Here is a 23,839-nt window from a genome sequence, read left to right on the forward strand (position 1 = left end):
TCAACCGCCCTTTGCGGGCGGCAGCGAGGATGCCGGCTTCTGCCACCAGGTGTCGAGCACCCCGCGCTCATATTTCGGCTTCACGGCGGGCCGCTCGAACACATCCCAATAGGCCACCCAATGGGAGGCCTTGTTCCATTGCGGCACCCAATAGCGGCCCGAACGCAGCACCCGGTCCAGCGCGCGGGCGGCGGTGACCAGCTCCGGCCGGGTCCGCGCGGCCAGCGCGACCTCGATCAGCCCGTCTACGGCGGTATCGGAAATGCCGGAGAGATTGTTGGACCCGCGCGTGCGCGCCGCCTCGCTGCCGAAATAGGCGCGCAATTCCTCGCCCGGATTGAGCGACACCGAATAGCGGCGGACCACGATGTCGAAGTCGAAATCCTTCAGCCGCGCCTGATATTGGGCGGGATCGACGATGCGATAGGTGGCGTCGATCCCGAGCAGCTTCAGATTGCCGATGAAGCGCGAGGTGTGCCGCTCGAACGAGCCCTCGTCATCCAGGAACTCGATCTGCAGCGGCTGGCCCTTGCCATCCACCAGCTTGCCTTGCTGGATGGTGTAGCCGGCTTCCTTCAGCAAGGCGGCCGCGCGGCGCAGCAAGGCGCGATCCTGGCCCGAGCCGTCGGTGACGGGCGGCGCATAGGCCTCCTCGAACACATCCTGCGGCAGGCGCTCGGCATAGGGGTGCAGCAGCTTTTCTTCCGCCGGCGAGGGCTTGCCCTGCGCCATCAGGTCGGAATTCTGGAAGAACGACCAGGTGCGCTCATATTGGCCGTACATCAGATTCTTGTTGGTCCATTCGAAATCGAAGGCAAGCGAGATCGCCTCGCGCACCGAGCGATCGAAGAATTTCGGCCGGCGGGTGTTGAAGAACCAGCCCTGCGCGCCCGAGGGCGTGTCGTCGGGCAGCACGTCGCGCTTCACATGGCCGTCGCGCAGCGCGGGAAAATCATATTGGGTGGACCAGGCGCGCGAGGTGAATTCCTCGCGGAACAGATAGACGCGGGCCTTGAACGCCTCGAAGCCCACGTCCCGGTCGCGGAAATATTCAAAGCGCGCGATATCGAAATTGTTGCGCCCCACGTTCACCGGCAGGTCCTTGGCCCAATAGTCCTGCACCCGGTCATATTCGATGAAGCGGCCGGATTCGAAGCGGCCGATCTTGTAGGCGCCGCTGCCGAGCGGGGGGTCGAGCGTCGTCTCCTCGAACTTGTGCTTGGTGTAATAGGCCTTGGAGAAGATCGGCAGGCTCGCGGCATAGAGCGGCACGTCGCGCGGGCGCTGGGCGGTGAAGCGCAGGAGAACCGTGCCCGCCCCCTCCGCCTCGGCGCCGGTGAACTCGCGCAGCGCCTGGCGGATCAAGGGGTGGCCCTGGGCCTTCAGCGTGTTCAGCGAGAAGGCGACATCCTCGGCGGTGAGCGGCGTGCCGTCGTGGAAGCGCGCCTCGGGACGCAGGCGGAAGGTGTAGAGCTGGCCGCCCTCGCCGATGGTCACGCCGGAAGCGAGGAGGCCATAGAGCGCATCCGGCTCGTCATTGGCGCGGGCCATGAGGCTGTCGAAGATCAGCGCCAGCCCCTGGGCGCCGTCGCCGCGCAGGATATAGCCGTTGAGCGAATTGAAGGTCTGGAACGACTGGTTATAGGCCGCCGTCGGGCCGATCTGCGAAAACGTGCCGCCCTTGGGGGCGTCCGGGTTCACATAGTCGAAATGCTTGAAGTCCTTGGGATATTTCAGATCCCCGAAGGAGGAGAGGCCGTGCCGCTCGACGCCCGGCGCGGCCGATGGCCCGCCCTCGGCCTCCGCCGCCGCCTTGCCATCGGGCGCGCCCTGGGTCTGGCCGAATGCCGGGCGGGCCAGCAGCGTGACCCCTCCGGCGGCGGCGAGGCGCAGCAGCGTGCGGCGATCGACATCGCTCATTGCCCGCGCGTCCCGATCTTGGCCGCCTTGGCCGCGTCCCACCACCAGATTTCCGGGAAGGCGTAGGAATAGCGCGGCAGCTTTTCCGGGTGGCTGAAGCGGTCCCAGCGGGCGGTGCGGGTGTAGTGCAGCGTCCAGGCGGGGATGACATAGTCATTCCACAGCAGCGCCCGGTCGAGCGCGTGGGTCGCCGCCACCAGATCCTCGCGGCTGGTGGCGTAGATCACCTTCTCGATCAGCGCGTCGATGGCGGGATTGGAGATGCCGGCATAATTGCGCGAGCCGTCGCGGGTGGCGGAATCCGAGCCCCAATAATCGCGCTGCTCATTGCCCGGCGAGAGCGATTGGCCCCAGCTCGCGACGATCATGTCGAAATCGCGCGAGCGGATGCGGTTAATATATTGCGAGGTATCCACCATCCGCACCGAGACGCCGATGCCGAGTCGCTCCAGCGCCGGCTTGTAGAACAGGGCGACGCGCTCGAACGCGGGGCTCATCAGCAGGATCTCGATGGTGAAGGGGGTGCCGGAGGCATCCACCAATTGCCGGCCCTTCACCTGGAAGCCAGCCTCCTTCAGCAGGTCGGCCGCCTTGCGCAGATTGCTGCGGCGGTCCTGGTCGGTGCCGTTGACCGGGTTGGTATAAGGCGTGGTGAAGACTTCCGGCGGCAGCTTGTCCTTCAGCGGCGTGAGGATCTCCAGCTCGCGCCCGGTGGGCAGGCCGGAGGAGGCGAGCTCGGTGCCGCTGAAATAGCTGTTCACGCGCTCATATTGGTCGAAGAACAGGGTCTTGTTCATGCCCTCGAAATCGAGCGCGTAGTTCAGCGCGCGGCGCACGCGCGGGTCCTGGAACTTGGCGCGGCGCAGATTGGGCACGAACGCCTGCATGACGCCCGAGGCGCGATTCTCGAAGGTTTCGAGCAGCACCTTGCCTTCCGCCTTGGCGGGGAAGTCATAGGCGGTGGCCCAGTTCTTGGCCGAAATCTCGACGCGGAAATCATATTGGTCGGCCTTGAAGGCCTCCAGCTCCACCGTGTCGTCGCGATAATATTCGTAGCGGATCTCGTCGAAATTGTTCGTGCCGACATTCACCGGCAGGTCCTTGCCCCAATAATCCTTCACCCGCTCATAGACGATGGTGCGGCCGGGCACGAACGACTTGATCTTATAGGCGCCCGAGCCGAGCGGGGCTTCCAGCGTGCCCTGGGTGATATCGCGCTTCCGGCCGGTGCCGTCGGTGCCGGTCCACCAATGCTTGGGCAGGACCATCATCTCGCCGACGATCTGCGGCAATTCGCGATTGCCGCCCTGGTCGAAGGTGAAGGTGACTTCCCGTTCGCCGGTCTTCTGGACGTCCTTCACATGGCGATAATAGAAGGCCTGGCCGGGATTGTTCTTGGTCAGCACGTCGAACGACCACACCACGTCGTCGGGGGTGATGGGCGTGCCGTCATGCCATTTCGCCTCGGGGCGCAGGCGATAGGTGACCGAGGAGAAGTCGGCGGGATAGCGCACGCCGTCCGCGATCAGGCCATAGGCGGTGGCCACCTCGTCGCGCGACTGGGTGGTGAGCGTGTCGTAGATCAGGCCGAGCCCCGCGCCGGGCGTGCCGCGCGTGATGATGGCGTTGAAGCTGTCGAACGTGCCGTTCTCCGACAGGCGCACCGTGCCGCCCTTGGGCGCGTCCGGGTTCACATAGTCGAAATGCTTGAAATCCGCCGGATATTTCGGCGTGCCCATCAAGGATGTCGCAGAGCGGAAGGGGCCGGCGTCCGCCGGCGCTGCGGGGGCGGAAGCGCCCTGCGCGGCCGCGTCGCGGATCGTCCCCGGCAGGCCCAGGATGGGCAGGAGGGAGACGAGGAGGGCGGCGAGGCGGACCTTCACATGCATCAGCGGCTCCGGAGGCTGGGATAAGCGAGCGTGCTTCAGCCAATATCCGATTATGGCACCTGCCGCGACGGCATAAAAATGGCGGGGTGCGGGGCCGGCACCACATTCTCCCCAGCCGGCGCGCACGTTGCGGTGAGGAGGTGCGCGGGGCGGGCGGCGGAGGGCGCGGGAAACGAAAAAGGCCCTCCCGGCGGGGAGGGCCCTCGTTCGAGCGGCATGGTGCGCGATTCGCGGACCCGCAGTCAGCGCACGATGCGCCCTCGCGGTCAGCGCACGATAATGTTCTTGAACTGCCAGGGGTCCTCGAGGTCGATGTCCTCGGGGAACAGGTCCACGCGCTTGGTGAGCGGGGTCCAGTCGGTATAGGTGCCCTTGACCTCGCCGAGATAGGGCGATTGCACCTCAAGGCAGCGGCGGAAGTCCATCTCGTCGGCTTCCACGATGCCGGCTTGCGGATTTTCCAGCGCCCACACCATGCCCGCGAGCACGGCCGAGGTTACCTGGAGGCCGGTGGCGTTCTGGTAGGGGGCAAGCTCGCGCGCTTCCTCGATGGAGAGATGCGAGCCGTACCAATAGGCGTTCTTGGCGTGGCCATAGACCAGCACGCCCAGTTCGTCCCGGCCGTCGACGATTTCGGTCTCGTCGAGGATCTTCCAGGACGATTGCTGCACGCCGCCATTGCCGAACATCTCGTGCAGCGACAGCACCGCGTCGTTGCAGGGGTGATAGGCATAATGGCAGGTCGGGCGGTAGAGCACGTTCGCCCCGTCGCGCACGGTGAGATAATCGGCGATCGAGATCGCCTCATTGTGCGTCACCAGATAGCCGAATTGCGGGCCGGGGGTCGGGGTCCAACTGCGCACGCGGGTGTCCGCGCCGGGCCGCATCAGATAGATGGCGGCGCCGCAGCCGCTCGCATGGGTGCGCCCGTCCGGGGGAAGCTGCTTCTCGTTCGTGCCCCAGCCGAGTTCGGCCGGCTGCAGGCCCTCGGAGACGAAGCCTTCCACCGACCAGGTGTTCACGAACACGTCGGCGGGCTTGGGGTCGCGGGCGCGCTGGGTGTCGCGCTCGGCGATGTGGATGCCCTTCACGCCGAGAGCGCGGGCGAGCTGCGCCCATTCCTCGCGGCTGGCGGGCTCCGGCCGGTCGAGCCCGGTGTCGGCGGCGATGTTGAGCAGCGCTTGCTTCACGAACCAGGACACCATGCCCGGATTGGCGCCGCAGGTGGAGACGGCGGTGGGGCCGCCCGGCGAACGCCGGCGCGCATCCAGCAGGCCCTCGCGCAGCGCATAATTGGAGCGCGCCTCGGGGCCGAGCGAGTTGTCGAAATAGAAGCCCTTCCAGGGCTCGATCACGGTGTCCACATAGAGCGCGCCGATCTCCCGGCACATTTCCATGATCGCGATCGAGGACACGTCCACCGAGAGATTGACGCAGAAGCCGCGTCCGCCGCCCGCCGTCAGCAGCGGGGTGAGCAGGTCGCGATAATTCTCCGCCGTCACCTCGGCCTGGATGAAGCGGATGCCGCGTTCGTCCAGCAGAGCCCGATCCTTGTCCACGGGGTCGATAACCACGAAGCGGGATTTATCGAATTCGAAGTGGCGCTCGATAAGCGGCAGCGTGCCGCGACCGATCGACCCGAAGCCGATCATCACAATGGGTCCATCGATTTTCGCGTGAACCGGCCATTGGCTCATGATGGGGAATACTCCTCGTCAACGCCCAGATGTAAGCGCGGCCGCACCATGCGGACGGCGGGTCCCGCCGTCAACACTTGCCCGGTGAAAAGTGAAGAAACACAAGGCTTGGGACGGGATTTTGGGGGTGCGAAGAGGGGCCGGGACGACATAAAAATGTCATGTCACACCCGCCGGGTGCCGGAACGGCCGACGGCGGCGAAGGCCGGGGCCGCGCGCGCGGGAAGCTGCCGCAGCGCCGGGCTGGCCTTGGCGTCGGGCTGGCTTTGCCGTTCGCCGGCCTCGGCCTCGGGCGGGCGCGGTTCGATTGCGCCGGCTCTGCGCGGCGCGGCGGTTTGCCGCCCGCAAGCCGCCAAGTGCCGATGTGGGGAGCCGATGTGCGGGGAAGAGCCCGGCGCCGGTCAGGCCCGGTTCTGCATATGGGCGGCGAGCGCTTCCACGCGCGGCAGAAGCTCGGCGGCGGCGGTGCGGTCCGTGACGGTTTCGGCCAGCGCCTGGCGGAAGCACGCCAGCCAGCCGTCGCGCTCCGCCGGCCCGATGGCGGCTGGGAAATGGCGCATGCGCAGGCGCGGATGGCCGTTGCGGGCCACGTAATCGGACGGGCCGCCCAGCCAATAGGTGAGATATTCCTCCAGCTTGCGCGCGCTGCCCTCCAGGCCCGGGGGATGGATGGCGCGGCATTCGGCAGCTTCCGGCAGCGTGTCCATCAAATGATAGAAGCGCCCCACGAGCGCCTGCACGGCGGGTGCGCCGCCGATCCGCGCATAGAGGCTGGGCTCCTCGACGTCTGGCATGTTTCCTTCCCGTTTTTCGCTTTTCGCGGCGAACCTAGCGCGGCCGGCGCGCCGGCTCATCCTGGGACGATTGCGGAGCTTCCCGCGCCTGGAGCCGCGCCTGTTCGAGGTCCGCCGGAGTATTGACGTTGAAGAAGATCTCCGCCTCCGCCGCATAGGCGGCCACATCGGCCGGCGGCAGGATCACGGCGTCAAGGCTGGCGATGAAGCCGTCCATGCGCAGCTCCCGGCGGGCGATGAAAGGCGCGATCAGCGGAGCGATGCGGCGGGCATAGATGGCGTGCAGCGGCTGCAGGCCATAGCCGTCGCGCGGCACGGCGGCGTCGTGCGCGCCGATGCTGGCATTCAAATGGTGGATCAGCGGCGGGGAAATGAACGGCATGTCGCACGCGCAAACGAACACCGTGTCGCCCCGCGCGTGGGTGAGCGCCGCCTGCAGCCCGCCCAGCGCCCCGTTGCCGGGCGCGATGTCGGGATGCACCGTGAGCCCGCGCGCCGCATAGGGCTCGGGATCTGCGGCGATCACGATCAGCTCCTCGCACAGCGGCGCGAGGCGGGCGATCAGCCGGTCGATCACCGGCACGCCGCCCACGGTCACCAGCGCCTTGTTGACGTGGCCCATGCGCCGCGCCTGGCCGCCGGCGAGAATGGCGGCGCTGAGGCCGGAAATGCGCTGCTCACTCATTACGCTCTGCTCCACCCGGCGGACGCCCGCAGCGGGCCGGATATGGACGCGCCGCCCGTCCCTGGCAAGGCACGCGGCGCGACTCGCGAAAAAGTGGATCGGCTCGCGCTTGGTCATGCTGGACAGCAGTAAGGATACTCTGTATCAAAACTCCCATGACACTGATTGATCCCAGGTCCCAGGCCCCCTTGCACGGCGCCCATCGCCATTCCGGTGCGATGGCGCAGGCGTTGCCGGCGACGTTCTCGGTGCTGCGGTCCTCGCTCGGGGCCCGGCTGGTTTTCGTTCTCGGGCTCAGCGCGGTAATGTGGGTGTTCGTGCTGTGGGTGATCGCATGAGTGCGCCGGTGCAGCTGCGCTTCCGCGACCTCACGCTCGGCTATGAGCGCCATCCGGCGGTTCACCATCTGGACGGCGCGGTGGAAGAGGGCGCGCTGCTCGCGGTGTGTGGGCCGAACGGGGCCGGAAAATCCACCCTCATGAAGGCGATTTCCGGCGCGCTGCGCCCGCTCGCCGGCGCCATCGAGCGCTGCGGGCTCGATTCCCGCGACATCGCCTATCTGCCCCAGGGGGCGGAGGTGGATCGCTCCTTCCCCATCAGCGTCTATGATCTGGTGGCGATGGGGCTGTGGCGCCGCGCCGGCCTGTTCGGCGGCATCGGCAAGGGGAATCATACCCGCATCGCCGACGCCATCGCCGCGGTCGGCCTCACGGGTTTCGAGCGCCGGCCCATCGGCACGCTGTCCGGCGGGCAGATGCAGCGCACCTTGTTCGCCCGCCTGCTGCTCCAGGATGCGCGGCTGATCCTGCTGGACGAGCCGTTCAACGCGCTCGACGCCAAGACCGTGTCCGATCTGCTGGACCTGGTGCGCCGCTGGCACGGGGAAAAGCGCACGGTGCTCGCGGTGCTGCACGATTTCGAACTGGTGCGCGCGCATTTCCCGCAGACCCTGCTTCTGGCGCGTGGTCCCGTCGCCTGGGGGCCGACCGCCGAGGTGTTGGCGCCGGACAATCTTTTGCTGGCGCGCCGCATGACCGAGGCGCCGCAAAATGGCGCCGCTCCGTGCAGCGCGGCGGCCTGAACCGTGAGCGTTTATGACCTGCTGGTCGGTCCGTTCGCGGAATTCGAATTCATGCGCCGCGCTCTGGTGGGCGTCTTCGCTTTGGCGATCGGTGCGGGGCCGGTTGGCGCGTTCCTGATGCTGCGGCGCATGAGCCTCACCGGCGACGCCATGGCGCATGCCATCCTTCCGGGGGCGGCGCTGGGCTTCTTGTTCTCGGGGCTGAACCTTTACGCCATGACCGTCGGCGGCATCGCCGCCGGTCTGCTGGTGGCGGTGGGCGCAGGCGTGATCGCCCGTGCGACGGAGCTGAAGGAGGATGCCTCGATGGCCGCCTTCTATCTGATTTCCCTGGCGCTCGGCGTGATGATCGTCTCGCTCAAGGGCTCGAACGTGGACCTGCTGCACGTGCTGTTCGGCACCGTGCTGGGGCTGGACGACCCAACGCTGATCCTGGTGGCCGGCATCGCCACGCTGACCTTGGTGACGCTGGCCGTCATCTGGCGCCCGCTGGTGCTGGAATGCGTGGACCCCTCGTTCCTGGCCTCGGTGAGCCGGGCCGGCGGGCCGAGCCATATCGCCTTCCTGGCGCTGGTGGTGCTGAACCTGGTGGGCGGCTTCCACGCGCTCGGCACCTTGCTTTCGGTGGGGCTGATGATGCTGCCCGCCGCCACCGCCCGGTTCTGGGTGCGTGACCTGACGCCGCTGGTGGCGCTGGCCACGTGCATCGCCTTTGCGAGCGGGGCGATCGGCCTGCTCGTGTCCTACCATTTCGGCGCGCCCTCCGGGCCCGCCATCATCCTGGTAGCAGGCGCCGCCTACGCGGTGTCGGTGCTCATCGGTCCCGCCGGCGGCATCGTGACCGCCCGGGTGCAAAGACGGCATCTCGAAGCCTAACGGAGTAACCCATGCTCTCTCGTCGTTCCCTGCTCGCCGCGGCACTTGTGCTCGGCGTAACCCCCGCGCTCGCCCAGAGCGATGCCGGCGCCCCCGCCGCGAAGCTGCCGGTGGTGGCCTCCTTCTCCATCCTCGGGGATTTCGTGAAGAATGTGGGCGGCGATCGCATCGCCATGACCACCATCGTCGGGCCCAACAGCGATACCCACGTCTACCAGCCGACCCCGAGCGACGCGAAGAAGCTCGCCGCAGCCAAGGTGATCTTCGTCAACGGCCTCGGCTTCGAGGGCTGGATGGACCGCTTGGTGAAGGCCTCCGGCACCAAGGCGACGGTGGTGGTCGCCACCACCGGCATCACGCCGCGCGAGCGCACCGCCGACGAGCCGCAGGACGACGACGCGCCGAAGGGCAAGAAGGACGCGCACGCCGGCCACGACCACGGCCCGATCGATCCCCACGCTTGGCAGTCGGTGGCCAATGCCAAGGTCTATGTGGCCAATATCCGCGACGGCCTGATCGCCGCCGATCCCGCCGGCAAGGACGCCTACACCGCCAATGCCGCCGCCTATCTCGCCAAGCTGGATGCGCTCCAGGCCGACGTGGTGAAGGCCGTGGCCGCCATCCCGGAATCCCACCGCCGCATCATCACCTCCCATGACGCCTTCGGCTATTTCGGCGATGCCTATGGCCTGAAGCTGCTGGCGCCGGAAGGTGTCTCCACCGAGAGTGAGGCCTCGGCCAAGGACGTCGGCCGCATCATCCGCCAGATCAAGGCGCAGAAGATCCCTGCGGTGTTCCTGGAGAATGTCACCAATCCACGTCTGGTCGACCGCATCGCCAAGGAAAGCGGCGCCAAGGTGGGCGGCACGCTCTATTCCGACGCCCTGTCCGATGACAAAGGCCCCGCCACCACCTACATCGACATGGTGCACTACAACCTGCGTGAGCTTTCGGCCGCCCTGGCGAGCTGATCCGCACCGCGGGTTGGGGCAAAGGGTTTTCATGGGACCCGCGCGGCCGGCCTCATCGCCGGCCGCGCGGCATGAGGCGGGGCCAAACCCCGCACAGGAGAAATCATGTCTGCAACCGCATCCGAAAAAATCCCCGTCACCGTGCTCACCGGCTATCTTGGCGCCGGCAAGACCACGCTACTCAACCGCATCCTCTCCGAGCCGCACGGCAAGAAATACGCCGTCATCGTCAATGAGTTCGGCGAGGTGGGCATCGACAACGACCTGGTGGTCGGCGCCGACGAGGAAGTGTTCGAGATGAACAACGGCTGCATCTGCTGCACCGTGCGCGGCGATCTCATCCGCATCATCGACGGGCTCATGCGCCGCAAAGGCGGCTTCGACGGCATCATCGTGGAGACCACCGGCCTCGCCGATCCCGCACCCGTGGCCCAGACCTTCTTCGTCGACGAGGAGATGGGCGCGCGCACCAAGCTGGACGCCGTGGTGACCGTGGCGGATGCCAAATGGCTCATCGACCGGCTGAAGGACGCGCCCGAGGCGAAGAACCAGATCGCCTTCGCCGACGTGATCCTGCTCAACAAGACCGATCTCGTCACCCCTGAGGAACTGGCCGAGGTGGAAGCGCGCATCCGCGCCATTAACCCCTATGCCACGCTCCACCGCACCCAGAAATCCGCCATCGCGCTCGACCAGGTGCTGGACCGCGGCGCGTTCGATCTCGACCGCATCCTCTCGCTGGAGCCGGCGTTCCTGGAGCAGGACGAGCATGTCCATGACGAGACCTGCGGCCCGGACTGCGGCCATGATCATGGCCACGGGCACGATCATGGGCACGGCCACCATCACGGCCATGGCGGGCTGAAGCATTTCCACGACGAGGACATGCAGTCGGTCTCCATCGCCACCGACAAGCTCATGGACCCGGACAAATTCTTCCCCTGGGTGCAGGATCTGGTCGCCACCGAGGGCGTGAACATCCTGCGCTCCAAGGGCATATTGGCGTTCAAGGACGATCCGGACCGGTTCGTGTTCCAGGGCGTGCACATGATCCTGGACGGCGATCACCAGCGCCCCTGGAAGCCCGAGGAGAAGCTGCAGAGCCGCATCGTCTTCATCGGCCGCAATCTCGACCGTACGAAGCTGGAAAGCGGCTTCCTGAGCTGCGCCGCCTGAGGCCCCAGCCGAGCCCGGCGCGCGTCCGGCATCAGCCGCGCGCGTGCGCCGGGCGCAGGCGCCGGAGCGGGGCGGGCAAGGTGCGGTCGATCCAGGCCGCGAACGCCTGGCGGCGCGGGTAGAGCCACAGGCCCGCGCCCATCACCGCCACCCCCAGCACCGAGAGTGCGAACGGAAACAGCAGCGAATCCTTGAACACCGCTCCCACGAGGTGGCCGACATAAATGCAAATGCCGATCGCCCCGAACACGGCATAGACCCGCCGCGCCAGGAAGATGGCGAGCAGCACCAGCCCCACATTGATCAGGCAATAGAGCGCCATCAACCATTCGGTGCCGCCGTCCTGAAGGCTCAGCCCGCCCCAGAAGGTCACCGCCGCCACCAGATGCAGCCAGAAGGCGAAATCGGCGCGGGTCGCGGCAAGGTCCACCGCCCAGGCGACCAGCAGGACCGCGAGGCCGAAATAGAGCGAGACGTCGCGCCGCTCGTCCAAGCTCAGGTCCGGCGCGTAGAACAGCACCGGGGCAAGGTCCATGGAGAGGAACCAGAGCGCGAACGCCATGATCGCGACGATGAAGGGAAAGCGGTAGACATAAAGGGCGAGCGCGCCCGCCGCGAGGGTGGCAAGCTCCATGGGCAGCCAGCTGCCGTGGATCCGGCGGTAGAAATCCACATAGGTGCCCGGCGTGCCCTGCGTCCCCCAGGCGCCGAGCGCATCCTGGATGCCGAACACGGCGAGCGGCGCCATGCCCACCGCGACCGCGATCATCAGCCCGCCCGGCGTGGTGAGCCCGCGCCGCCACACTTGGTCGCCGGCGATCAAGAACACTCCGGCATAGACGATCGCGGTCAGCGCCAGGGCGACCCCGCCCATCTGCGCGAAGGCGAGGGTGGCGAACAGGGTCATGGCGCCGATGATGGTCAGCGCCCCGCCGTACCAGAGCAGATGGGTCAGATCGAAACGCGGCTTCGCCATCGCGGCGGCGTGGGGGGACGGGTCGGGAGGCAAGGCGGCGAGCAGCCGCGCCACCGCGCCCGGGCCGATGGCGGCGGCGGTGGCTGCCTCTTCGATCTGTTCGCGGGTGTAGGACATGGCTTCGCTCCGTCTCGCCCCGCCGCGAGAGCCGGAAAATCCGTCTCTCCTCAAGAGGTAGAGGGCGACCTGGATCGTCCTCTAGATGAAATAAAGGACGGTGATGAGCGCGAAGCAGGGCAGCAAGAACACGCAGGACCAGCCCATATAGCCGAAGAAGCTCGGCATCTTCACGCCGCGATGGCGCGCGATGGAGAGCACCATGAAATTGGGCGCATTGCCGATATAGGTCATGGCGCCCATGAACACCGCGCCCGCCGAAATCGCCTCCAGCGTCACCTGCAACGGCCCCATCAGGCGATAGGCATCGCCGCCTGCGAGGTTGAAGAAGACGAGATAGGTCGGCGCATTGTCCAGGAACGAGGACAGGATGCCGGTGAGCCAGAAATACCAGACATTCACCGGCTGGCCGCTCGGATCGGTGACGAGGTCCACCAGCGGCGCGAGCGCGCCGGTGGAGCCCGCGCGCAGGATCGCGATAACCGGGATGATGGTGAGGAAGATGGCGGCGAACAGCTTCGCCACTTCCAGGATCGGCTCCCAGTCGAAGCCGTTGCGCTCGCGCACGAGGCGCGGGGTGATGGCGAGGGACACGACGGCGATGGCGATCAGCAGCACGTCGCGCACCACCCATTGCAGTTCCACGCGGGTGCCGTAGACGTCGAACCCGATGCCCGGCTTCCACAGCGCGCTCAGCAGGATGGCGCCGATGATGCCGATCAGCAGCGGTACGTTCTGCAAGCCGCGCACATTGACGTGCTCGGTATCCGGGGTGGGGTCGATCAGCGGCGGCGGGGTTTCCTTGGAATAAAAATAGCGGTCCAGGAAATAGAAGGCGACCAGCAGCAGGCCGGCGACCACCAGAGTGTCATGCAGCAAATGGGTGGTGGTCCAGAAAAAGCTGACGCCCTTCAGGAAGCCCAGGAACAGCGGCGGATCGCCGAGCGGGGTCAGTGAGCCGCCGATGTTCGATACCAGGAAGATGAAGAACACCACCACATGCACATTATAGCGGCGGTTGTCGTTCGCCCGCAGTAGCGGCCGGATCAGCACCATGGAGGCGCCGGTGGTGCCGATGAGGCTGGCGATGAGCGTGCCGAAGGCGAGAATGCCGGTGTTGGTCAGCGGCGTGCCGTGGATGTTGCCGGCGATCAGGATGCCGCCGGACACCGTGAAAAGCGAGAACAGCAGAATGATGAAAGGAATATATTCCAGTGCTGCCGTATGCACCACTTCGTGCAGCATCAGGCTGGGCCCGAAGGTGAGCGCGAACGGCACCATGAAACAGGCGCCCCAGAATAGCGCCACCTTGCCATAATGATGGTGCCAGAAATGGTTCGCCAGTAGCGGAAACAGCGCGATCGACAGCAGCATGCCGGCGAACGGAAGGCCCCAGAGCAGGTTCAGATCGGCGCCATTGATGGCCGTAACGCCCGGCGCGGCGGCCTTTGCGAGCGAGGCACCCAGCAGAACCGGAAGGGCGGCCAGGGTGCCGGCGAGAATCCGCAGTCCGGTTCCCCTACGGGATGCGCGCGGCCTTGCGGTTTCACGTTCCGGATTTGGCCCCACCGTCCATCCTCCCCACTTCGCCTAAGCCTTTTGATGGACGATGGCGGCGGCTAACGCAAGCTGGCCGCTCCGCTTTTGGCTTTGGATATGCCGTAGCGTCAAGGCGGATCACGTGCCGCGCGGTTTCGTCCGGTGGGTCGGCGGTGCGGAGGCGGGATCCTCCGGCCAGGGATGGCGGGGATAGCGCCCGCGCATTTCCGCCCGCACCTCGCGCCAGGAGCCGCGCCAGAATTGCGGCAGGTCCTTCGTCACCTGGATCGGCCGGTGGGCGGGCGAGAGCAAGGAGAGGATCAGCGGCACCTTGCCGGCGGCGATGGCGGGGTGGCGGGTGAGGCCGAACAATTCCTGCACCCGCACCGCCAGCAGCGGGCCTTCGGGGTTCTCATAATCGATGGGCAGGCGCGAGCCTGATGGCGCATCGAAATGGGTCGGCGCCTCCGCCTCCAGGCGGGCCGTGAGCGCATAGGGCAGCAAGGCGTGGAGCGCATTGCCCAGGTCGCCCGCGCCGACCTGGGCGAGGGACGATTTGCCGTCGAGAAACGGCGCGAGCCAGAGGTCCGCCGTCGCGGCGAGGGTTGCATCGGAGAGGTCGGGCCAGCCCTGCGCTTCGCCCTCCGCGTGGCGCAGGAATTCCACCCGGTCGCGCCATTGGGACAGCGCCGCCGTCCACGGCAGGCGGTTCATGCCGAGGCCGGCGATCCCCTGCGCCAGCACCAGCGCCGTCTCCGCGCCCGCCGGCACCGGGCGCGGACGTCGGCGAGCACCAGCGCGCGCAGACGGCGGGTTTCGCGCGCCCGCACGGCGGCGGCGTCTGGATCGAAGCCGATCTCGATGCCGGATGTGATCTCGCCCGCGAACAGGCGCTCCAATTCCTCGTCGGACAGCGCGGCGGCAAGCGAGATGCGCGGCGCCTCCGCCCGGCCGGAAATCTCCGCCACCGAAAGCAGTGGCGCCTTGGCGAGCGCGGCGGATGCTTCCATCACCCCGCCGCGCCCGTTCGCCAGCAGGAAGCGCGTGCCATCGCCGCGCGCCTTGGCCACCCGGTCGGGAAAGGCCAGCGCCAGCAAGGCGGCGGGGGAGGGGGCCTCTCCCTTCTTCGACCCGCGCGCGCCGGCAAGATCGGCCCAGCGCTCGGCGAGGCGGCGGGCATCATCGGCGCGGCGGGAGCGGTCGCGGCGAAATTCGTCCAGGCGGTGCAGCAGGTCCACGCTCTCCCCGCCGAGCCCGCGTTCCACCAGGATGCCGGCGATTTCGGCAGCAAGCGCCGCCACGCCGGCATCGGCGCCCATCACCACCATATGGGCAAGGCGCGGCGGCAGCGGCAGGCGCGCCATGCGCCGGCCGAGCGGCGTCACCGCGCCGTCTTCATCGAGTGCGCCCAGCAGCACCAGCAGCGCCTTCGCCTCGATGAGCGCGGGCAGCGGCGGGGGATCGAGAAAGGCGAGGCTGCGGGCATCGCGCACGCCCCATACCGCAAGATCCAGCACCAGGCCGGAGAGGTCGGCGGCGAGGATTTCCGGGGTCGCGAACGCTTGCAGGCTCGCGGTCTCAGCTTCGCCCCACAAGCGGTAGCATACGCCCGGCTCGGTGCGTCCCGCGCGGCCGCGCCTTTGGTCGGCGGCGGCGCGGGAGACGCGCACGGTCTCAAGCCGGGTCAGCCCCACGTCCGGCTCGAAGCGCGGCACGCGGGCAAGCCCCCCGTCCACCACGACGCGCACCCCCTCGATGGTGAGGCTGGTTTCGGCGATGGAGGTGGCGAGCACCACCTTGCGCCGCCCGGCAGGTGCCGGCAGCACGGCGCGATCCTGCTCGGCGGCATCGAGCGCGCCATAGAGCGGCACGATATCGACGGACGAATCGCGCATTTGCGCGCGCAGGAGGTTTTCGGTGCGGCGGATTTCGCCCGCGCCGGGCAAAAACGCGAGCACCGAGCCGCGTTCGGCGGCGAGCGCGGTCTTCACCGCCTCCGCCACCTGGGCATCGATGGGCGCGCGGGCATCGCGGCCGAGATAGCGTGTGGTGACGGGAAAGGCCCGGCCCGCGCTCTCCACCACCGGCGCCGGATCGCCCGTCCCGCCCAGCAGCGCGGCGACCCGGGCGCCATCGAGCGTCGCCGACATGGGCAGCAGGCGCAAATCTTCACGCAGCGCGCCCTGCGAATCGAGCGCCAGCGCGAGGCCAAGGTCGGCGTCGAGGCTGCGCTCGTGATATTCGTCGAACAGCACCGCCGCGACGCCGGACAATTCCGGATCGTCGAGGATCATGCGGGTGAAGACGCCTTCGGTAATCACCTCGATCTGGGTGCGTTTCGAGACTTCCGAGCGCAGGCGCACCCGGTAGCCGACCCGATCCCCCACGCGTTCGCCGAGCGTCTGCGCCATGCGGTGGGCGGCGGCGCGGGCGGCGAGGCGGCGCGGCTCCAGCACCAGGATGCGCCGGCCGGCGACCCAGGGCTCGTCCATCAGCGCCAGCGGCACGCGCGTGGTCTTGCCGGCGCCCGGCGGGGCCACCAGCACGGCGCTCGCCCGCGCGCGCAGCGTCGCGGTGAGGGCGGGCAGAATGGCGTCGATGGGCAGGCGAGTATCGAACATGGAGCAAGCGACCAAGAGAGCCGCCCCTTAGGCCATCAAAGCGCAGGGAAATCCAGAGCCGCGCCCGCCGCATGGCCCAATGGCGGGACAAGCCCGCGGCCTTGGCTTATGAAGGCGGCATCCGACCGCCTTCATGGAATGTCGCCCGAAATGCCGTCCACGCCGTCTTCGCTCACCGATAAGGTGCGCACCTTCGCCCTCGACGGGGCGACCGCCGCCGCCGCCTTCCTTCGCGGCACCTGCGTCTTCATTTCCGAGACCGGCACCGCGCTCTTTCCCGACGCGGACCGCACGGTTGCGCTGCATGACGGCGTGGTGCTGTGCGCCGCGGGCGACGGACAGCGGCTCGTGACCGGCGGCGACGACGGCAAGGTGATGGAGATGCTGGCCAGCGGCGAAGCGAAGACCATCGCCACGCAGAACGGCCGCTGGATTGACCGCATCGCGCTCGGGCCGGACGGCGCTGTCGCCTATTCCGCCGGCAAGACCGCTTTCCTGGTGCCGGCTAAAGGCGAGGTGCGCAGCTTTGCCGCACCCTCGACCGTCGGCGGCCTCGCCTTCGCGCCCAAGGGGCTGCGGGTGGCGGTGGCGCATTATGGCGGGGTCAGCCTGTGGTATCCCAACGCCGTCGATGTGAAGCCCGAGGTGCTGGAATGGAAGGGCTCCCATCTCGGCGTCACCTATTCGCCGGACGGGCGCTTCATCATCACCACCATGCAGGAACCCTCGCTGCACGGCTGGCGCCTGTCGGACGGCGCGCACATGCGTATGACCGGCTATCCCGCGCGGGTGAAGAGCTTCGAATTCACCCATGACGGCAAATGGCTGGCCTCATCCGGTTCCACCGAAGTGGTGCTGTGGCCGTTCGCCACCAAGGACGGCCCGATCGGCAAGCAGCCCTCCATGCAGGCGCCCTCCACCAGCGGCGGCCGCGTGACCGTGGTGGCGTGCCATCCCAAGGACCCGGTGATGGCCTGCGGCTATGACGACGGCATGGTGCTGATGGTGCGCCTGACCGACGGCGCGGAAATCCTGCTGCGGGCGCCCGACGCCGCGGCGGTGAGCACCATCGCCTGGCGCAAGGACGGTGGCGCGGTGGCCTTCGGCACCTTGGGCGGCAGCGCCGGCCTGCTGGAATTTTAGCTATGCGCGGGGGCGGTGGGGTGAGGTGCGCGACCCGCAAGGCGCGGCGGTCCCGATCAATTTCGCGCCGTGCCGCCGTTTGGTTATGATCGTCGCGGGGCTGTCACGTCGAACAGCTATCGGCTAACGTCAGCGTCATCTCGCAGGCGCGAGATGCACCATGCCGGTCGGAGATGCTCCATGAAGATCGAGGACGTTCGCCGCAACGCCTACTCCATGCCCCTGACGAATCCCGCCTATCCGCCGGGACCCTATCGCTTCTTCGACCGCGAGTTCATGATCATCACCTACCGCACCGACATCGAGGCCCTGCGCCGGGTCGTGCCGGAGCCGCTCGAAGTGTACGAGCCGCTGGTGAAGTACGAATTCATCCGCATGCCCGATTCCACCGGCTTCGGCGATTATACCGAGACCGGACAGGTGATCCCGGTGAAGCTGAACGGCGTGGAAGGTGGCTACGTCCATTCCATGTATCTGGACGACGAGGCGCCGATCGCCGGCGGCCGCGAGCTGTGGGGCTTCCCCAAGAAGTATGCCCACCCCAAGATGGAAGTGGAAAAGGACGTCCTGGTCGGCCGCCTGCATTATGGCAAGACCCTGTGCGTGGAAGCCACTATGGGCTACAAGCACAAGCAAGCCGATAAGGACGCAGTGCTCGCCGCCCTGAAGACCCCGAGCTTCCTGATCAAGATCATCCCCCATGTGGACGCCACCCCGCGGATCTGCGAGCTGGTGCGTTATTATATGGAAGACATCCAGCTCAAGGAATGCTGGACCGGTCCGGCCGCGCTCGGCCTGTATCCGCACGTGATGGCGGACGTCGCCAAGCTGCCGGTGCTGGAAGTGGTTTCCGCCCTGCACCTGCGCGCCGACCTGACGCTCGGCATGGGCGAAGTAGTTTACGATTACATGACCGAGACGAAATGATCCGGCCCGGAGCGCTTGCCGCCCCTTGGCGCTTGCGCTCCGATGCCTGATTCTGCCTTCTTCGAACACGACGGCGTGGTCCGGCGAGGGGTGGCGGAGAAGCCCCATCCCTCGCGCGCCGAACGGGCCGCTGGCCGCCAAGCTGATGGGGAACGACATGCGCACGCGGATCTGTGAAAATCCCAACGATATCAGCGAGATCGTCAAGGATTACGACCGTATCGCGCTGGTGTTCCAGGGTGGCGGCGCGCTCGGTGCCTATCAGGCGGGCGTCTATGAAGCGCTCTCGATCGCCGGTGCCGAGCCCAACTGGGTCTCCGGTGTCTCCATCGGCGCGATCAATTCGGCGATCATTGCCGGCAATACTCCGGAAAACCGCATCGCCCGCCTGCGGGAATTCTGGGAGACGGTGTCCGGCCGCAAGATCTGGCCGTTCACCCCCGACGGCGACATCTTCCGCGCCCTGCGTAACCAGATGAGCGCGATGGTCACCATGAATTTGGGTCAACCGGGCTTCTTCAAGCCGCGTTTTCCCAATCCCTGGCTCCTGCCCACCGGCTCGGCGAACGGCACCAGCTTATACGACACCGAACCTCTGCGTGAGACCCTGTTGAAGCTGGTCGATTTCGACCTGATCAACAATGGGTCGAAGCGCTTTTCCGTGGGCGCCGCGAATGTGCGCACCGGCAACTTCATCTATTTCGACAATACGACCCACCGCATCGGTCCCGAGCACGTGATGGCCTCCGGCGCCCTGCCGCCGGCATTCCCGCCGGTGCGCATCGACGGCGAATATTATTGGGACGGCGGCGTGGTCTCCAACACCCCGCTGCAATGGCTGCTGGACCAGCCGGATCATCCGGGCGCCCTGGTGTTCCAGGTTGATCTGTTCTCCGCGCGCGGCGATCTGCCCCGCGACATGTTCCAGGTGATCGAGCGGCAGAAGGACATCGTCTATTCCAGCCGCACGCGCTACACCACGGATCTGTTCCGCCGGGTGCAATTGCTGCGCTCCCGGCATGCGGAAGCGGTGCTGCGCATTCCCGAGCAGCTGCGCACCGAGGAAGATCTGCAGGTGATCTCCGATTACGAGAAGTCGGGCGCGGTCAACATCTGCCACCTGATTTATCAGGAGAAGGATTACGAGCGCGACTTCAAGGATTACGAATTCTCCGGCACCTCCATGCGCGACCATTGGGCGTCGGGCTTCGAGGATACGGTGAAGACCTTGCGCCATCCGCAATGGCTGGTGAAGCCGGACAAGAGCGCGGCCATCGTCGTCCACGACGTGCACCGCATCGAGGATTAGAGCCTGTCCGACTGAGCCCGCCCGACTGAGCCCGCCAAGGCGGCGCTGAAATGCGAAAATCCCCGGCTTTCAGGCCGGGGATTTTTGTTCGCCCGGCGGGCGCGCCTCAGATGAAGAAGCCGCGCGCCAGCATGAACGCGCCAAGGCCGAGCAGGCCGGCGAAAAAGCAGGTCTTGAACGTCGCCGGGGAGAAGGTGAGGCGCATGCGCCGGCCCACCTCCATGCCGATCAGCGCCGGCACCAAGGCGATCAGCGACAGCATCACCGCGTGCGGATCGGCGAGCGGCGCATCGCCGCCGGTGAGCGCGAAGGCGAGGGTGAAATTCGCCACCGTGAAGGTGAGGCCGAGCGCCTGGATCAAGTCCTCCCGCTCCAGCGCGAGCGATTGCAGATAGGGCGCGGACGGCATCACCGTGACGCCGGTGGTGCCGGTCAGGAACCCGGCGGCGAGCCCGATCACCGGCGAGAGCCAGCCTTCCCACGCGGTGGGCGTGTGGAAATGGATCGCCCGCAGGCCGAGCACGCCATAGACGGACAAGGTTAGCCCCAGCAGCGGCGGCGCCCAATGGGAACTCAGCCCGCCCAGCCAATAGCCGCCGACCAGCGTGCCCGCTATCAGCGTCAGCAGCAGCGTCCAGAATCGCTTCGCATTGGGCAGGATGCGCGGGCCGCTGAACAATTGCAGCACATTGGTCACGGTCGCCGGCACGATGATCATCGCCGCCGCGTGGGAGGGCGGCATGACGATGCTCAGCAGGCCGACGCCGATGGTGGGCAGGCCCATGGCGATGACACCCTTCACCACGCCGGCAAGAACCAGCGCGAAGGCGATGAAAAGGAGGGTGAGCAAGGACCAGTCGGACATGGCGCGAACATGCTGCTTCCGCCCCATCCCGGCAATGTGGAACTTCCGCTTCTAGCCTTCGGAACATCCGAAGGATAAGCTCCTCCCATGCGCCTGGATCTCTCGGACCTGCGGTTGTTCCTGAATGTGGTGGAGGCCGGCAGCCTCACGGCCGGGGCCGCCCGCGCCCATCTGGCGCTGGCCTCGGTGAGCGCGCGCATCCGCGACATGGAGGCGGAGATCGGCACACCGCTGCTGGAGCGCGGCCGCGCCGGCGTCGCCGTGACGCCGGCGGGCGAAGCGCTGGTGCATCATGCCCGCCTGATGCTGGCGCAGAGCGAGCGCATGCGCGGCGAGCTCGCGGGCTATGGCAAGGGCTTGAAGGGCCATGTGCGCCTGTGGTGCAACACCGCTTCCTTCGGCCACGGCCTGTCGGCGGAGCTGGCGCGTTTCCTCGCCGCCAATCCCAATATCGACATGGACCTGGAGGAGCGGCCGAGCTGGCAGATCGCCCAGGCGCTGGCCGAGGGGCTGATCCATCTCGGCATCACCTCGGACGCGGCCGATACCTCGGGCCTGCACCTGACGCGCTATCGCGAGGACCATCTGGTGGTGGCGCTGCCGCGCGGCCATCCCCTGTGCGACCGGGCGAGCCTGCGCATCGCCGATGTGCTGGACGAGCCGTTCGTCGGCCTGCCCGAGGGCAACGGCCTGCAAAGCCTAGTGGAACGCAATGCGGTGCGGGCCGGCGGGGCGCTCAAATACCGGGTGCGGGTGAACGGCTTCGCCGCGGTCGCCACCATGGTGGGGCCGCACATCGAGGCCCATGTGGGGCTCGCGGTGATCCCGGCGGCGGTGGCGCAGCAATTGCGCGAGAGCCACGCCCTCGTCTTCGTGCCGCTGGACGAACCTTGGGCGCGCCGCACTTTGGTGATCGCGGTGCGGCGCGAAGACGTGCTGCCCGCCTATGCCAAGCGCCTGCTGGCCTATCTGCGGCCGGCGGCGTGAGGGCTGGGGCGCGCGGCGCCGGCCGTGTCGGCCCTCAGAACTCGACGTCCAGCTCCTCCAGCTCTTCCGGCTCGGCCTTCGCGCCGGCGATCCATTCCTGCATGAAGGGATGCGCCATCATGCGGTCGCGATAGGCGGCGCAGGCGGCGTCGAGCGCGACGTCATAGGTGGCGAAGCGCGAGCACACCGGCGCATACATGGCGTCCGCGAGCGTGATATTCGCGCCCATCAGATACGGTCCGCCATGGGCGGCGAAGCAGCCGCGCCAGATGGCGAGGATGCGCTCGATGTCCGCCTGGGCGCCGGCCCACACCTTGAAGCCGGGAAAATGGGCCTTCATGTTCATCGGCAGGGCCGAGCGCATGTTGGCGAAGCCGGAATGCATCTCGCCGGAGATGGAAAGGCAATGCGCCCGCGCCGCGCGGTCGGCGGGCAGCAGCTGGGCGTCGGGGAAGACTTCGTTGAGATAGGAGGCGATGGCCAGCGTGTCCCACACGGTCACGCCCTCATGCACCAGGCGCGGCACGAGGAAGGAGGGGGAGAGCAGCAGCAGTTCGGCCTTCGCGTCCGGGTCGTCCACCGGCACCCGTTCCTCCTCGAAGGCGAGGCCCGCCATCTTGCACAGCAGCCAGCCGCGCAGCGACCAGGAGGAGTAATTCTTGCTGGAAATGGTGAGGGCGCTCATGAACGTCACCGCTGGCTCGAAGGCATCTGGAGCAATCTTAGCGGTTGTGTGTTGCAATGCACCACCCCCCGCTCCAATATCCTTTCTAGAAGTACATCCGATCGAGCGCGTAGGGAAGTGTAGAACAGAAATTGCGCCAAAGCCTTAGCTCTTTCGGACAGGTCGAATTGCGGGCCGGCCCGGGTGTCGGCGTGGCTCGCTCAGCGGGTATCCAGCGGGTAAAAGGCGTTCAAACGCGATGAAAAAGAACCTGTCTTCCAGGACCCAGCCCCCCTCTTTCCGTCAGCGAAGGGCATCATGATGTACCTCGCTTACCAGACTCAGTCCGATCTGATGGATCCCTTGCGCTTCGGGGCCCACATGGCCCGGCGTGCGCTCGACAACTCCTTCCTCTCCTTGTTCAGCACCGAGAGCATGCGCACCAGCATGCGCCATCTCTCGGCTGCCTTCGAAATGGTGGAGCGCGCCGGGCTCAGCCACGCGCGCCTGCCGTTCGGCCTCGCGAGCACAATGGTCGGCAACCAGGAGGTGGAAGTCACCGAGGAGCCGGCCCATGTGCTGCCCTTCGGCACCTTGCTGCATTTCAAGAAAGACACCACGGTGCCGCAGCCGCGGGTGCTGGTGGTGGCCCCGCTCTCCGGCCATTTCGCCACCCTGCTCGTGGGCACGGTGAAGACCCTGCTGCCCGACCACGACGTCTATATCACCGACTGGCACAATGCCCGCGACGTGAGCCTGGAGCACGGCGCCTTCGGCTTCGATGATTATGTCGAGCACGTCATCAAGTTCCTGGAATTCATGGGTCCCGGTTGCCACATCCTGGGCGTGTGCCAGCCGTGCGTGCAGGTTCTGGTGGCCGCCGCCGTGATGGCGCAGGAGGGCAATCCCGCCTATCCGCGCTCCATGACGCTCATGGCCGGCCCCATCGATTGTCGCATCAACCCCACCAAGGTGAACGAGCTCGCCACCTCCAAGCCCATTTCCTGGTTCGAGAAGAACCTCATCGCCACTGTGCCGATGGGCTTCAAGGGTGCCGGCCGCAAGGTCTATCCCGGCTTCATCCAGTTGACCGCCTTCGTCAGCATGAACATGAACCGCCATGTGAAGGCGCACATGGAGCTGTACGAGAACCTCGCCGCCGGCGAACTGGAAAAGGCCGAGGCCACCAAGCACTTCTACGACGAATATTTCGCCGTGCTGGATCTCGCGTCGGAATTCTACCTGGAGACCGTGAAATACGTGTTCCAGGATTACCTTCTGCCGAAGGGCGAATTGACCTATCGCGGCAATCCCATCGACTTCAAGGCCATCCGCCGCACCGCTTTGCTGACCGTGGAAGGCGAGCGGGACGACATCTGCTCCATCGGCCAGACCATGGCGGCGCAGGATATCTGCTCGGGGCTGCGGCCCCACCGCAAGCGCCATCACATGCAGGCGGGCGTCGGGCATTACGGCGTGTTCAGCGGGCGCAAATGGGCCGGACAGGTCTATCCGCTGGTGCGCAACCACATCCTCGCCAGCGATTGAGCACAAATCCCCCGGCCGGGCGGCCGGGGGCGAAGCGCCGCGCGGGCGCCCAAT

At 67.0% G+C, this 23,839-nt stretch carries 19 protein-coding genes and 1 pseudogene; 10 read left to right on the forward strand and 10 right to left on the reverse strand.

From position 1 onward, the window contains the following. The 5 genes from V5G24_RS24365 to mobA all read right to left on the reverse strand — a co-directional run bounded on the left by V5G24_RS24365 (window position 1) and on the right by mobA (window position 6,985). Window positions 1-1,920, reverse strand: coding sequence for an extracellular solute-binding protein (locus V5G24_RS24365; RefSeq protein ID WP_394084497.1), 1,920 nt, complete (start codon window positions 1,918-1,920; stop codon window positions 1-3). Next, window positions 1,917-3,809 carry an extracellular solute-binding protein gene (locus V5G24_RS24370; protein WP_394084499.1) on the reverse strand — a complete coding sequence of 631 codons (1,893 nt, stop codon included), beginning with the start codon at window positions 3,807-3,809 and terminating at the stop codon, window positions 1,917-1,919. The genes V5G24_RS24365 and V5G24_RS24370 overlap by 4 nt, the downstream gene beginning before the upstream one ends. Window positions 3,810-4,075: 266 nt before the next feature. Beyond that, window positions 4,076-5,506 (reverse strand): homospermidine synthase, encoded by a 1,431-nt coding sequence (locus V5G24_RS24375; protein WP_394084501.1) that lies wholly within the window; start codon window positions 5,504-5,506, stop codon window positions 4,076-4,078. A gap of 401 nt (window positions 5,507-5,907) precedes the next feature. Then, complete coding sequence (locus V5G24_RS24380; RefSeq protein ID WP_394084503.1) at window positions 5,908-6,300, reverse strand: group II truncated hemoglobin; 393 nt, start codon at window positions 6,298-6,300, stop codon at window positions 5,908-5,910. A 34-nt stretch (window positions 6,301-6,334) separates the two neighbouring features. Further along, window positions 6,335-6,985, reverse strand: a complete 651-nt coding sequence (gene mobA, locus V5G24_RS24385) for a molybdenum cofactor guanylyltransferase (RefSeq protein WP_394084505.1) — start codon at window positions 6,983-6,985, stop codon at window positions 6,335-6,337. Window positions 6,986-7,140: 155 nt separating this feature from the next. On the opposite strand from mobA, the gene V5G24_RS24390 reads away from it, so the two are divergent. The 5 genes from V5G24_RS24390 (at window position 7,141) to V5G24_RS24410 (ending at window position 11,089) form a co-directional block, all read left to right on the forward strand. Next, window positions 7,141-7,323 carry a hypothetical protein gene (locus tag V5G24_RS24390; protein WP_394084507.1) on the forward strand — a complete coding sequence of 61 codons (183 nt, stop codon included), beginning with the start codon at window positions 7,141-7,143 and terminating at the stop codon, window positions 7,321-7,323. Further along, the gene (gene aztA / locus V5G24_RS24395; protein ID WP_394084509.1) at window positions 7,320-8,066 is read left to right on the forward strand and encodes a zinc ABC transporter ATP-binding protein AztA; all 747 of its coding nucleotides are present in this window, start codon (window positions 7,320-7,322) and stop codon (window positions 8,064-8,066) included. Before V5G24_RS24390 ends, aztA begins: the two co-directional genes overlap by 4 nt. Window positions 8,067-8,117: 51 nt before the next feature. Further along, entirely contained in the window at window positions 8,118-8,942 is an 825-nt protein-coding gene (locus V5G24_RS24400) for a metal ABC transporter permease (RefSeq protein ID WP_394084536.1), read from the forward strand. Between the two features lie 11 nt (window positions 8,943-8,953). Continuing rightward, window positions 8,954-9,913, forward strand: coding sequence for a metal ABC transporter substrate-binding protein (locus V5G24_RS24405; protein ID WP_394084511.1), 960 nt, complete (start codon window positions 8,954-8,956; stop codon window positions 9,911-9,913). Window positions 9,914-10,018: 105 nt separating this feature from the next. After that, a complete protein-coding gene (locus V5G24_RS24410; RefSeq protein ID WP_394086111.1) occupies window positions 10,019-11,089 on the forward strand; it encodes a CobW family GTP-binding protein in 1,071 nt (356 codons plus the stop codon). A gap of 31 nt (window positions 11,090-11,120) precedes the next feature. Here the strand turns inward: V5G24_RS24410 and V5G24_RS24415 are convergent, their stop codons facing one another. From V5G24_RS24415 to hrpB, 3 genes and pseudogenes are all read right to left on the reverse strand, one after another. Further along, window positions 11,121-12,182, reverse strand: coding sequence for a hypothetical protein (locus V5G24_RS24415; RefSeq protein WP_394086112.1), 1,062 nt, complete (start codon window positions 12,180-12,182; stop codon window positions 11,121-11,123). 81 nt (window positions 12,183-12,263) lie between these two features. Further along, window positions 12,264-13,685: a sodium:proton antiporter gene (locus V5G24_RS24420; RefSeq protein WP_394086174.1), complete on the reverse strand. Its 1,422-nt coding sequence runs from the start codon at window positions 13,683-13,685 to the stop codon at window positions 12,264-12,266. Window positions 13,686-13,859: 174 nt separating this feature from the next. Further along, a pseudogene (gene hrpB, locus V5G24_RS24425) lies at window positions 13,860-16,342 on the reverse strand (ATP-dependent helicase HrpB). A gap of 150 nt (window positions 16,343-16,492) precedes the next feature. Here hrpB and V5G24_RS24430 point away from each other — a divergent pair. The 3 genes from V5G24_RS24430 (at window position 16,493) to V5G24_RS24440 (ending at window position 19,721) form a co-directional block, all read left to right on the forward strand. Then, window positions 16,493-17,485 (forward strand): WD40 repeat domain-containing protein, encoded by a 993-nt coding sequence (locus V5G24_RS24430; RefSeq protein WP_394086113.1) that lies wholly within the window; start codon window positions 16,493-16,495, stop codon window positions 17,483-17,485. Between the two features lie 180 nt (window positions 17,486-17,665). After that, complete coding sequence (locus tag V5G24_RS24435) at window positions 17,666-18,412, forward strand: acetoacetate decarboxylase (protein ID WP_394086115.1); 747 nt, start codon at window positions 17,666-17,668, stop codon at window positions 18,410-18,412. A gap of 157 nt (window positions 18,413-18,569) precedes the next feature. Further along, a complete protein-coding gene (locus tag V5G24_RS24440) occupies window positions 18,570-19,721 on the forward strand; it encodes a patatin-like phospholipase family protein (RefSeq protein WP_394086116.1) in 1,152 nt (383 codons plus the stop codon). 106 nt (window positions 19,722-19,827) lie between these two features. Here V5G24_RS24440 and V5G24_RS24445 read toward each other — a convergent pair whose 3' ends face one another. Then, complete coding sequence (locus tag V5G24_RS24445) at window positions 19,828-20,586, reverse strand: TSUP family transporter (protein WP_394086117.1); 759 nt, start codon at window positions 20,584-20,586, stop codon at window positions 19,828-19,830. Window positions 20,587-20,673: 87 nt separating this feature from the next. Here V5G24_RS24445 and V5G24_RS24450 point away from each other — a divergent pair, with 87 nt between their 5' ends. Further along, entirely contained in the window at window positions 20,674-21,573 is a 900-nt protein-coding gene (locus tag V5G24_RS24450) for a LysR family transcriptional regulator (RefSeq protein ID WP_394086118.1), read from the forward strand. A 34-nt stretch (window positions 21,574-21,607) separates the two neighbouring features. On the opposite strand, the gene V5G24_RS24455 is transcribed toward V5G24_RS24450, so the two are convergent. Next, on the reverse strand, window positions 21,608-22,258 hold the full coding sequence (locus V5G24_RS24455; RefSeq protein WP_394086120.1) for a glutathione S-transferase family protein: 651 nt from the start codon (window positions 22,256-22,258) through the stop codon (window positions 21,608-21,610). Between the two features lie 297 nt (window positions 22,259-22,555). On the opposite strand from V5G24_RS24455, the gene V5G24_RS24460 reads away from it, so the two are divergent. Next, complete coding sequence (locus V5G24_RS24460; RefSeq protein ID WP_394086121.1) at window positions 22,556-23,785, forward strand: polyhydroxyalkanoate depolymerase; 1,230 nt, start codon at window positions 22,556-22,558, stop codon at window positions 23,783-23,785. The last annotated feature ends 54 nt before the right edge of the window (window positions 23,786-23,839 follow it).

The organism is Roseixanthobacter finlandensis (assembly GCF_043195105.2).
In the GTDB taxonomy this organism is placed as follows: domain Bacteria; phylum Pseudomonadota; class Alphaproteobacteria; order Rhizobiales; family Xanthobacteraceae; genus NCEH01.

What these genes read in the sequence shown, in the direction of transcription:
- V5G24_RS24365 (WP_394084497.1), bottom strand. Translation starts at nt 1,920, where the DNA reads ATGAGCGATGTCGATCGCCGCACGCTGCTGCGCCTCGCCGCCGCCGGA.
- V5G24_RS24370 (WP_394084499.1), bottom strand. Translation starts at nt 3,809, where the DNA reads ATGCATGTGAAGGTCCGCCTCGCCGCCCTCCTCGTCTCCCTCCTGCCC.
- V5G24_RS24375 (WP_394084501.1), bottom strand. Translation starts at nt 5,506, where the DNA reads ATGAGCCAATGGCCGGTTCACGCGAAAATCGATGGACCCATTGTGATG.
- V5G24_RS24380 (WP_394084503.1), bottom strand. Translation starts at nt 6,300, where the DNA reads ATGCCAGACGTCGAGGAGCCCAGCCTCTATGCGCGGATCGGCGGCGCA.
- mobA (WP_394084505.1), bottom strand. Translation starts at nt 6,985, where the DNA reads ATGAGTGAGCAGCGCATTTCCGGCCTCAGCGCCGCCATTCTCGCCGGC.
- V5G24_RS24390 (WP_394084507.1), top strand. Translation starts at nt 7,141, where the DNA reads ATGACACTGATTGATCCCAGGTCCCAGGCCCCCTTGCACGGCGCCCAT.
- aztA (WP_394084509.1), top strand. Translation starts at nt 7,320, where the DNA reads ATGAGTGCGCCGGTGCAGCTGCGCTTCCGCGACCTCACGCTCGGCTAT.
- V5G24_RS24400 (WP_394084536.1), top strand. Translation starts at nt 8,118, where the DNA reads ATGCGCCGCGCTCTGGTGGGCGTCTTCGCTTTGGCGATCGGTGCGGGG.
- V5G24_RS24405 (WP_394084511.1), top strand. Translation starts at nt 8,954, where the DNA reads ATGCTCTCTCGTCGTTCCCTGCTCGCCGCGGCACTTGTGCTCGGCGTA.
- V5G24_RS24410 (WP_394086111.1), top strand. Translation starts at nt 10,019, where the DNA reads ATGTCTGCAACCGCATCCGAAAAAATCCCCGTCACCGTGCTCACCGGC.
- V5G24_RS24415 (WP_394086112.1), bottom strand. Translation starts at nt 12,182, where the DNA reads ATGTCCTACACCCGCGAACAGATCGAAGAGGCAGCCACCGCCGCCGCC.
- V5G24_RS24430 (WP_394086113.1), top strand. Translation starts at nt 16,493, where the DNA reads ATGCCGTCCACGCCGTCTTCGCTCACCGATAAGGTGCGCACCTTCGCC.
- V5G24_RS24435 (WP_394086115.1), top strand. Translation starts at nt 17,666, where the DNA reads ATGAAGATCGAGGACGTTCGCCGCAACGCCTACTCCATGCCCCTGACG.
- V5G24_RS24440 (WP_394086116.1), top strand. Translation starts at nt 18,570, where the DNA reads ATGCGCACGCGGATCTGTGAAAATCCCAACGATATCAGCGAGATCGTC.
- V5G24_RS24445 (WP_394086117.1), bottom strand. Translation starts at nt 20,586, where the DNA reads ATGTCCGACTGGTCCTTGCTCACCCTCCTTTTCATCGCCTTCGCGCTG.
- V5G24_RS24450 (WP_394086118.1), top strand. Translation starts at nt 20,674, where the DNA reads ATGCGCCTGGATCTCTCGGACCTGCGGTTGTTCCTGAATGTGGTGGAG.
- V5G24_RS24455 (WP_394086120.1), bottom strand. Translation starts at nt 22,258, where the DNA reads ATGAGCGCCCTCACCATTTCCAGCAAGAATTACTCCTCCTGGTCGCTG.
- V5G24_RS24460 (WP_394086121.1), top strand. Translation starts at nt 22,556, where the DNA reads ATGATGTACCTCGCTTACCAGACTCAGTCCGATCTGATGGATCCCTTG.